General features: G+C 59.8%; 11 protein-coding genes. 10 read left to right on the top strand and 1 reads right to left on the bottom strand.

From position 1 onward, the window contains the following. The 6 genes from VJ956_RS12085 to VJ956_RS12110 all read left to right on the top strand — a co-directional run. Positions 1-503: peptide chain release factor N(5)-glutamine methyltransferase (locus VJ956_RS12085; protein ID WP_324085270.1), on the top strand; the 503-nt coding region annotated here is incomplete at its 5' end. 111 nt (positions 504-614) lie between these two features. Next, complete coding sequence (gene moeB, locus VJ956_RS12090) at positions 615-1,376, top strand: molybdopterin-synthase adenylyltransferase MoeB (protein ID WP_324085272.1); 762 nt, start codon at positions 615-617, stop codon at positions 1,374-1,376. Positions 1,377-1,426: 50 nt separating this feature from the next. Further along, positions 1,427-2,026: a paraquat-inducible protein A gene (locus tag VJ956_RS12095; protein WP_324085274.1), complete on the top strand. Its 600-nt coding sequence runs from the start codon at positions 1,427-1,429 to the stop codon at positions 2,024-2,026. Continuing rightward, positions 2,023-2,640, top strand: a complete 618-nt coding sequence (locus VJ956_RS12100; protein ID WP_324085276.1) for a paraquat-inducible protein A — start codon at positions 2,023-2,025, stop codon at positions 2,638-2,640. The genes VJ956_RS12095 and VJ956_RS12100 overlap by 4 nt, the downstream gene beginning before the upstream one ends. Beyond that, positions 2,633-4,306: an intermembrane transport protein PqiB gene (locus VJ956_RS12105; protein ID WP_324085279.1), complete on the top strand. Its 1,674-nt coding sequence runs from the start codon at positions 2,633-2,635 to the stop codon at positions 4,304-4,306. The genes VJ956_RS12100 and VJ956_RS12105 overlap by 8 nt, the downstream gene beginning before the upstream one ends. Beyond that, positions 4,303-4,905 carry a PqiC family protein gene (locus tag VJ956_RS12110; protein ID WP_324085281.1) on the top strand — a complete coding sequence of 201 codons (603 nt, stop codon included), beginning with the start codon at positions 4,303-4,305 and terminating at the stop codon, positions 4,903-4,905. Before VJ956_RS12105 ends, VJ956_RS12110 begins: the two co-directional genes overlap by 4 nt. A 20-nt stretch (positions 4,906-4,925) precedes the next feature. Here VJ956_RS12110 and phrB read toward each other — a convergent pair whose 3' ends face one another. Then, positions 4,926-6,329, bottom strand: a complete 1,404-nt coding sequence (gene phrB / locus VJ956_RS12115) for a deoxyribodipyrimidine photo-lyase (RefSeq protein ID WP_324085283.1) — start codon at positions 6,327-6,329, stop codon at positions 4,926-4,928. A gap of 366 nt (positions 6,330-6,695) precedes the next feature. Between phrB and VJ956_RS12120 the strand changes: the two genes are divergently transcribed. From VJ956_RS12120 to VJ956_RS12135, 4 genes are all read left to right on the top strand, one after another. Then, positions 6,696-7,193: an ATP-dependent zinc protease gene (locus tag VJ956_RS12120; RefSeq protein ID WP_324085285.1), complete on the top strand. Its 498-nt coding sequence runs from the start codon at positions 6,696-6,698 to the stop codon at positions 7,191-7,193. Continuing rightward, positions 7,190-8,095: a 30S ribosomal protein S6--L-glutamate ligase gene (gene rimK / locus VJ956_RS12125; protein ID WP_324085287.1), complete on the top strand. Its 906-nt coding sequence runs from the start codon at positions 7,190-7,192 to the stop codon at positions 8,093-8,095. Before VJ956_RS12120 ends, rimK begins: the two co-directional genes overlap by 4 nt. A 2-nt stretch (positions 8,096-8,097) precedes the next feature. Beyond that, a complete protein-coding gene (locus tag VJ956_RS12130; RefSeq protein ID WP_324085289.1) occupies positions 8,098-9,165 on the top strand; it encodes a succinylglutamate desuccinylase/aspartoacylase family protein in 1,068 nt (355 codons plus the stop codon). Between the two features lie 82 nt (positions 9,166-9,247). After that, positions 9,248-9,913 (top strand): helix-turn-helix transcriptional regulator (locus tag VJ956_RS12135; protein WP_324085290.1); only part of this gene is annotated, 666 nt, incomplete at its 3' end.

Here is a 9,913-nt window from a genome sequence, read left to right on the forward strand (position 1 = left end):
AGGCAAGCGTCCTGGACCTGGGCACCGGCACGGGTGCCATTGCCCTGGCGCTGGCCAGTGAACGTCCGGGCTGGGTAGTGCGGGCCTGCGATTCCCGGCAGCAGGCGGTCGAGCTGGCGGCGCGGAATGCCATGACCCTCGGGCTGCCGGTGACCGTTGTATTGAGCAACTGGTTTGCTGAATTGCCGTCGGAAAACTACGATCTGATTGTTTCCAACCCACCCTACGTGGCGGCACAGGACCAGCATCTGACGCTTGGTGATGTCCGTTTTGAACCGGCATCCGCTCTGGTCTCGGGGGCCGATGGACTGGACGATATCCGGCGCATCGTCAGCGCTGCTCCGGCCCGGCTGAACAAGGGTGGCTGGCTGCTGATCGAGCATGGTTACGAGCAGGGCCGGGCGGTAAGAACTCTGTACCGGGAAGCCGGGTTGGATAATGTTGAAACCCGACAGGATTACGGCCGACGGGACCGTTTTACGCTTGGATGCCGGCGGTTTTGAACCTTTACTGATAAGCAAAAAAGTAAGCGTACAGAAAAGTATTAACAGCGTGTTTTGCAAAGACCTGTTCGCTTGCTAACGTACGGATTAATAACCCGAGGGGCAATCTGAATGCTTGACGACGAAGAACTGCTGCGTTATAGCCGCCAGATTCTGCTGCCGAATTTTGACATCAACGGCCAGGTCCGGCTGAAATCCGCCCGTGTGCTTATCGTTGGTGCTGGTGGCCTGGGCTGTCCCGTGGCGCTCTATCTGGGGGCGGCCGGGGCAGGGCATCTGACCATCGTGGATGACGACCGGATTGAACTGGCCAACCTTCAGCGCCAGATTGCCTTCGACCAGCACAGCCTCGATTCAGGCAAGGCAGAGGCTCTGGCAGCCCGGGTGCGTAACCTCAACCCGGACATTTCCGTCGTGGCCATTGCATCCCGGTTGGCGGATCAGCAACTTGAACAGCAGGTCGCGGCGGCCAGCCTGGTCATTGACTGTAGCGATAACTTCGCCACCCGGTTTGCCCTGAACCGGGCAAGTGTGGCCGCAAGTGTGCCACTGGTGGCGGGTGCCGCAATCCGTGGTGAGGGCCAGCTTTCAGTCTATGACCCGCGGGATGCCGCAAGTCCTTGCTATCACTGCCTGTATTCTGAGCAGGGCAACGAGGAGCTTAGCTGTTCGCAAGCGGGGGTCATTGGCCCACTGGTCGGGATGATTGGTGCCTGCCAGGCAATGGAAGCCATCAAGGTTATCACCGGCGTTGGCAAGCCGCTGGTTGGCCGCCTGCTGCTGCTTGACGCCTGGCAGATGGAGTGGCGGGAAATGAAGCTTGCCCGCGACCCCGGCTGCCCCGTTTGCTGCCAGCGCCAGGCCACTGGCTGAACCCTCCCGGAGTATGACCAGACTCAGGCTTTAATACAGGCCAGGACCGGATGAGTGAATCGACCCAGCTAGTTATCTGTGAATACTGCGATTCGGTATACGAGCGCCAGGCGCTGGACCGGCACCAGCGCGCCCACTGCCAGCGTTGCGGGGCCCTGCTGGATCGTCATCCCTGGCTTGGCGTGGACCAGCTGCTGGCGCTCAGCGCCACTGCGGGCATACTGCTGGCGTTCGTGTGCTTTTATCCCATTCTTCGCATTTACACCCGCGATCAGAGTGGTTCCGCCACTTTGCTGGAAGCTGTTCTGGCACTGTTCGATGGTTCGATAGGCCTGATCGGCGTCACCGCCGCTTTCGGGGTAATTCTGGTGCCCGCCGCCCAGATCGGACTGCTGATCTGGCTGCTGGCCTTTGCCCGGAAGCAGCGCCATGCGCCCGGTTTTCAGCCCTGTATGCGGCTGCTTGAGGTGCTCAGACCCTGGAGCATGCTGGAGGTGTTCCTGCTTGGTGCTCTGGTGGCGGTGGTGAAACTGACTGGCCGCATCGATACCGCGCCGGCCGCGGGCCTGTTTGCCCTGGCGGCGCTAAGCCTGCTGATGGTGGGTGTGGCCGGACGGGATATCCGCATGCTGTGGGACCAGTTATCATGACACCGCCATTCGCCGAACAGCTCAACCTGCGACTTTGCCACCGCTGCAAATATGCTTCTCCCATGGATAACGGTCCCAGCCACTGTGCGCGCTGCATGGCACCACTGCATTACCGCAAACCCGGCGCCATCACCCGTGCCTGGGCTCTCACCCTGGCAGCGCTGGTACTCTATGTTCCGGCCAATACCTTGCCGATCATGCGTACCAGCGCCCTGCACCGGGACTCGACCACTACAATACTGGGCAGCGTGGTGGAGCTCTGGCAGCAGGGCGCCTGGGATATTGCACTGATCATATTCATTGCCAGTGTCGGCGTTCCGGTGACCAAATTCCTGGCCCTGGGCTATCTTCTGGTAACCGTGCAATGGCGCAGCACCCGCTCCCGCAAGGAGCGTACCCAGCTCTACCGGCTGCTTGAACTGATCGGCTACTGGTCGATGCTGGACGTCTTTGTGGCCGGACTGCTCACCGCCCTGGTCCAGTTCGGGCCACTGGGCGGCATTGAACCGCGGCCCGGCATTCTTTACTTTGGCCTGGTTGTGGTGCTGACCATGATGGCCACCCTGAGTTTTGACCCCCGACTGATATGGGATACAGGAAAAGCGAATGAATGACGCACAGGCAAACAAACCAGCCCCGCCTGAAATTCAGCGGCGGCGCTGGCATGTGTCACTGGTGTGGCTGGTGCCGCTGGTTGCGGCACTGGTCGGGCTGTCCATGCTTTTCCGTGCCTGGCAGGATATCGGGCCTACCATCGAAATCCGTTTTGCCACCGCTGGCGGACTCTCTGCTGGCAAGACGCCTGTGCAATATCGTGATGTGGTTGTCGGCAGGCTTACCGAATTGAAGCTGAGCGAGGATCATTCCGGCGTGATTGGCACGGTCGAGCTTAACCGCAGTGGAGAGGCTTTCACGCGGGAGGATACCCGGTTCTGGGTAGTGCGGCCGCAGATAGACGCCTCGGGTGTGTCGGGCCTTGAGACACTCCTGTCCGGAGGATACATTGCGGCAGACCCGGGAACATCTTCCAGTACCAGCAAGAGCTTCGAGGCACTGGATTCACCACCCCAGATTATCTATGACCAGGCGGGCAGCCGCTTTCAGGTCGAGGCCGGTGACCTGGGCTCCCTGAGCGTGGGCTCGCCGGTCTACTATCGCAGGGTGCCGGTGGGACAGGTGGTGTCCTATGGGCTCGCGGATTCGGGTGAGAGCGTCAATATCGAGGTGTTTGTTTCCGCTCCCCATGACCGTCAGGTCACAGATACGACACGGTTCTGGAATGCCAGCGGTATTGACCTTGACCTTGGGACCGGGGGAGTGAACGTTGACATGCAATCGCTGGTGGCGCTGGTAACCGGGGGCCTGGCCTTTGGCAGCCCGCCCGAGGACCGACAGCAGAGGCCCCCCGCCGGTGCTGATGCCCGGTTTCAGCTGTTCAGCAACAGGGAGCAGGCGATGGCTCCGCAAAAGGGACCTTCCCGGAAGATCCGCATGCGCTTCACCCAGTCACTGCGGGGCCTTGAGGAAGGCGCATCAGTCGGCTTCATAGGCAAGACCATCGGGACGGTAAGCAGAATAACCCTGGATTATGATTCCGAAGGAGGCAATTTTCCGGTTATTGTGGAGGCGACTGTCTATCCCCGGCTGATGGGCAATGTTTACCAGAAGTTTTTACAGTCTTCCGGGCAGGATGAGGGCGGTGGTGCGGCCAGGGAACTGTTTGCGGGCCTTGTCGGCGAGGGCCTTCGCGCCGAGGCCCGCACCAGTAATCTGCTGTCGGGGAAGCTGTATATCGCGCTGGAGGTTTATCCCGATGCTGAACCGGCGACCATGGATTCCAGCAACCGCGGCATCAGTGTGCCGACCCGGCCTTCGGGTCTCGACCGTGCCCAGTCGCAGCTCATCAACCTGGTGGACCGCCTGAACAAGGTGCCTTTTGAAAGCATTGCTGCCAATCTGGACAGCGGCCTGGCGGAGCTGAACCAGACCCTTGAACAGATCAACGATGAGGTGCTGCCAGCCACTCTTACCACTCTGGGAGGCGTTGACAGGCTTGCCGCCAGAATGGAAACCGTTCTGGCATCTCTCTCCACAGCGCTGGGGTCAGCCGCGGAAGCGTTTGCCGCTGACTCGCCGGAAAGAGAACAGCTCGACCGGGTCCTGAACGAGGTCGAGCGAATGTCCCGATCCGTGCGGCAGCTTTCGGATTATCTGCGGCGGCACCCGGAAGCGCTGCTGCGGGGCCGGGACCAACAGGACAGGAGTGATCTCAGACCATGAAACAGTCGATTTTTAACGCCATGATGGCATTGAAAAACCTGCTGATTGTAGCGGGCCTGCTGGCCCTCGCGGCCTGCACCAGTCCCCAGGTCCGGTTTCACACTTTGATGCAGCCGCCAGCCCAGCAAATCCAGGGCTACGGCCAGGCCGACATCAGCGTGACCAGTGTCAGCGTCCCGGCCCAGGTTGATCGCAGTGAGCTGGTCATCAGAAAAGCTGACAGTGAACTGCTGGTGCTGTCCTCCGACTGGTGGAGTGCGAGCCTGGGTGAGGAGATTCGCAGTGCGCTGGTTGCCGGCTTCGGGCCTGGCGCAACCGATGCGCCGCAGGTGGGCCTGCGGCTGCAGATAACACGTTTTGATTCCGTAGCCGGTGAGCAGGCCTGGCTGGAGGCCCGGTATCGGGTGACCGCCATGGATGATGAGGGTAAGCGCCCGCTTACCTGCAGTGCCCGATTGCGAACCGCCGCTGCAGCCGCTGATGGCGAGACGGTGAACACGCTGGTATTGGCGCAGCAGGAAAATCTGCGCTTGCTGAGTGAGCACATAATGCAGGCGGCGAGCGGGCTGGTGGCAGGCCACGGCTGTCCTGAAGTCTGACAGAGGGCGCTCCGACGCTGTTAATTCTTCAAGGCCTGAAACCTGGCGATGGCCTCTTTCCGGCTTGCTTTCAGATCCACGATCGGCCGGGGATAGCCACCGGGGATAACACCACCGGCCCAGGGCTGGTGAATCCGCTTGTTATCCAGCTTTGCGATTTCCGGCAGGTACCGGCGAATAAAATCACCATCCGGGTCAAACCGTTCGCTCTGGGTGGCCGGGTTGAATACCCGGAAATAGGGTGCTGCATCGGTGCCGGTGGACGCACTCCACTGCCAGCCGCCATTGTTTGAAGCGAGAAAGCCGTCCGCCAGTTTCGACATGAAATAGTCCTCCCCCAGGCGCCAGTCGATAAACAGGTTCTTGGTCAGGAACATCGCGGTAATCATCCGCAGCCGGTTATGCATCCAGCCGGTCTGGTTGAGCTGGCGCATGGCGGCATCGACGATGGGTATACCCGTCCGGCCGTTTTTCCAGGCTTCGAAGTTGTCACCCGGTGGGTTCCAGGTCAGCGATTCGGTCTCGGGCTTGAAGGCTCGGCGCATGCTGATTCTGGGGTAGTGGTACAGAATGTTGATGTAGAAATCCCGCCAGGCGATTTCACTGGTCCAGGTGGTCAGGCCCTCCTGATCGCCGCCCGCACGCTCGCGAGCTGCCAGCAGACACTGGCGGCCGGAGAGCACCCCGTTGGCGAGGTAGGGCGATATCATGCTGGTGCCGTCGACGGCGGGAAAATCTCTCAGTGCTTTATAGTTGCCTGCGCGGTTATCCAGAAAGCGCTCGAGCTGGGCGTGGGCGGCATCTTCGCCGGTTTTGACAAGTGCTGGCGGCGGTTCCGGGAACTCATCGGGGAAGATGCCGGAGGGGTTGAATGATTCAGCCCGGACCGGCTCGCCCGCGGCTTCCGGTACCGGAAACACGGCTGGCTGATTATCATCGATCCAGCGGCGCCAGCTGCGTGAAAAAGGCGTGAATACCGAGTAGGGCTCGTCCTGCTGAGTGAGTATGCTGCCAACCGGTGCGACCGTCTGATCGCGGTATTTATTCACCATCACGCCCTGTTCTTCCAGCGCGGCTTTCACTGACTTGTCCCGCCGCCTTTCGTTAATCCCGTACTCCTCGTTGAAGTGCAGATGGCTGATACTCCGCGCCTCGCAAAGCTCTGTCAGCTTGCGGATGCCTGCGCTGAAATCGGGGGCGGTCAGGAAAGTCATGGGGATGCCCAGTTCGGCCAGGCGGCCGGAAACTGCGTTGGCGTGATCGAGTACCAGTCTGACTCGCGCCGGAGACCAGTGGTGTTGCTGCCACTGCCCGGGGGTGACGATAAAGCAGGCCTGAACCGGCTCCTGCCGTCTGCAGGCCGCGGTCAGTGCGGCATTGTCTGCGATGCGCAGATCGTTGCGGAACCAGACAAGGTTCGTCATGGAGGGTCCTCAATTGAAATCATGCAGTTAGCTTTAAAAAGCTGATGTCTTTAATTCGCTGCGATGGACTGATTGGATTATAGTGGCCGCCGGTTTCACCGCCTTTGTCGCCAACATCGCACGGGGCAAATGGATCGGAGTGTGTTTTCTGATCGTCCTTGGTATCGTACTGTCGTCGCTTGCAGCGCGGGGCGTGACCGGTTTTATGCGGGAGCGCGCGTCACGGCACCACACGGTGATGATGCGGCGGCTGGTGTTTTACCTGGTCCTGGCGCTTTTTTCGCTGCAGCCCTGCGGGAAGTTATTCCGAACCGTTCCGGGCTCAGTTATTGCGCCCGGAAACGCCAACAACAACGGGAGAACCGGATGTCGACCACAAAGGATGAGAGCCCCGAGCAACCGGCTGCAGACCACGTTGATGGTAAGCTGACGCTGGGCTGGCGCGAGTGGGTCGCCTTGCCGGAGTTTGATATCGGCCGGATCAAGGCCAAGGTGGACACCGGCGCGAGGACTTCCTGTCTGCATACCTTTCGTACCGAAACCTATACCGAGGGTGACCAGCGCCGGGTGCGGTTCTGGGTTCACCCGGTACAGAACAATCTGCATCAGGTGGCCGAATGCGATGCTGCGATACTGGACGAGCGCAATGTTTCCGATTCCGGTGGTCATCAGGAATTGCGGCTGGTGATTGAAACCCGGGTGATTATCGGCGGCGAGGAATGGCCCATCGAGATGACACTGACCAATCGCGACTCAATGCGATTCCGGATGTTGCTTGGCCGCACCGCAATGGCAGGCCGGGCGTTGGTAATCCCTGAATGCTCCTATCTTGCCGGCGAACCGGCGCTAAGGAAAAACGAATGAAGATTGCGATTCTCTCGCGTAACCGCCATCTGTACTCCACCAGGCGTCTGGTGGAAGAGGGTGTCAATCGCGGGCATGAAGTGAAAGTCATTGATTGCCTTCACTGTTCGATGAACATTACCTCGGCAGACCCCAGAATCCATTTCCATGAAGAAGTGCTGGAGAACTTCGACGTAGTGATTCCGCGCATAGGTGCATCCGTCACATTCTACGGCACAGCGGTATTGCGGCAGTTCGAAATGATGGGTGTTTTTCCGTTGAACGAATCCGTGGCCATCACCCGTTCACGGGACAAGTTGCGCTCGCTGCAACTGCTCGCCCGCAAGGGCGTGGGTATGCCGGTGACCGGCTTCGCCAACAAACCCGACAACGTACCGGAACTGCTGGAGATGGTGGGCGGTGCGCCAGTGGTAATCAAGCTGCTGCAGGGTACCCAGGGCATCGGGGTGGTACTGGCGGAGACCCGCAAGGCCGCAGAAAGTGTTATCGAGGCTTTTATGGGGCTCAAAGCCGACATCCTGGTGCAGGAATTCATCAAGGAAGCCGGCGGTGCCGATATCCGCTGCTTCGTGATCGGCGACAAGGTTATTGCTGCCATGAAGCGCCAGGGCGGGGAGGGTGAATTCCGCTCCAATCTGCACCGGGGCGGCACCGCATCGCTGGTCAGGATCACCCCCCAGGAGCGCAGCACCGCCATTCGTGCTGCCAAGGCCATGGGCCTGAACGTGGCGGGGGTGGATTTGCTGCGCTCGAGCCGCGGCCCGCTGGTGATGGAGGTAAATTCCTCCCCGGGTCTTGAGGGTATTGAAAGAGCCACGGGCAAGAACGTCGCGGGCATGATTATCAACTGGACCGAGAACAACCAGAAACCCTGGAAAACCCGCACCAAGGGAGGCGGCTGATTGTGGCAGCAAGATCACCTTTTGTTATTGCCGGTCATGAAATAGCGGCGGGTACCCGCCAGACGGTGGAAGTGCCGGTTGCCAAGCTGTACACCCATACGCCCCTGCATATTCCGGTGGAGGTGGTGCATGGCAGGCGTTCGGGTCCGGTGATGATGGTATGCGGCGCGATCCACGGCGACGAAATCAACGGCGTTGAAATCGTACGCCGGGTGCTGAAGAATACGGCGCTGCGCCATCTGCGGGGGACCCTGGTGGCGGTGCCCATCGTCAATATCTTCGGCTTTGTGCAGCGCACCCGCTACCTGCCCGACCGCCGCGATCTGAACCGCTGCTTTCCCGGCACTGAATCCGGCTCGCTGGGGGGGCGTATCGCCTACCTGCTGCGCACCCAGATCATGGAAAATGTGTCTCATATTATTGACCTTCACACCGGCGCGATTCACCGCTTTAATCTGCCGCAGATCCGCGCTGAACTGAAGCATCCCGAAACCATTCGCATGGCGGAGGCGTTCGGCGCACCGATTATTATCAACGCCAGCCTGCGCGAGGGCAGCCTGCGGGCTTACGCCGACTCCCAGGATATTCCGGTAATCACCTTCGAGGGCGGCGAAGCCCTGCGGTTTGACGAAGTGGTGATCTCCAGCGGCGTCAGGGGTGTCGTCCGGGTTATGCGTGAACTGGCAATGATTCCCGCCAAAAAAGGCCCGAAAGCCCCGAGGAAACGCTCGGAAACGGCCGCCAACTCGCAATGGGTGAGAACGGATACTGATGGCATCATGCGCCCGGTGGCCAGACTCGGGCAAAAGGTTCGCAAAGGCCAGAGGCTGGCGATGGTGGCCGACCCCTTCGGTGAATCCGAAACCTCGGTTCTGTCCCCCTGTTCCGGCATCGTGATCTGCGTCAACAACCTGCCGCTGGTGAATGAAGGCGAAGCGATCTACCACATCGCCCGCTTTGACGAGCTGGGCGAAGCGGAAAAAGCCATGGACTACTTCCGCAGCAGTTACGAGTCGGACATGGGTGATGCGGTGTTGCCGGTTCACCCCTGGGATGAGAACCAGAAATAACAGATTATCGGCAAATCAATGGCGTAGAGCATGATGGTTGGCTAGCCTTGTGACAGGTGGGAACCTGTCACAAGGAAATTGAGTGAGCCGCATCGACCGTATTTACAAAATTCACGAAATATTGAAGTCCGCCAGGCGTTCGGTCCCCATGCGGACCTTCATGGAAGAACTGGAAACCACCCGCAACACTATTACCCGCGATTTTGAATTCCTGCGAGACTCGCTAGGCGCACCCCTGGAATATTGCAGGGAATCAAATGGGCACCGCTATTCGCCCAATGCCCAAGAATTTGAATTACCCGGGTTCTGGATGAACCCCAGCGAACTCTATGCGCTGCTGGCCTGTGAGCAGTTGCTGGAAAATGTTCAGCCGGGCCTGATTGGAAACCGCCTTGCACCGCTAAAGGATCGGATTAGACGTCTGTTGGGTGAGTCTGGCCATGACGCGGAGGAAATCAGCGAACGCATCCAGATACAACCCATACAGGCGCGCATGGCGCCGCACCAGATTTTCGACCCGGTGGCGGAAGCAACCCTGGCCGGCAAACGGCTGAGCTTTACCTATAACTCCCGCAGCGGAGCCGGAAGCAGGCCCCGCCGGGTTCACCCGCAACGTCTACTGCATTATCGATCCAACTGGTATCTGCTGGCCCTTTGCAATGATGCCGGGGCCCTCCGCCTGTTCTCCCTGGACCGAATTTGTGAACCCCAACTGGAAGACGTGGCCTCGGAGCAATTACCCACCGCA

Source organism: Marinobacter sp. (genome assembly GCF_035268745.1).
GTDB lineage: Bacteria > Pseudomonadota > Gammaproteobacteria > Pseudomonadales > Oleiphilaceae > Marinobacter.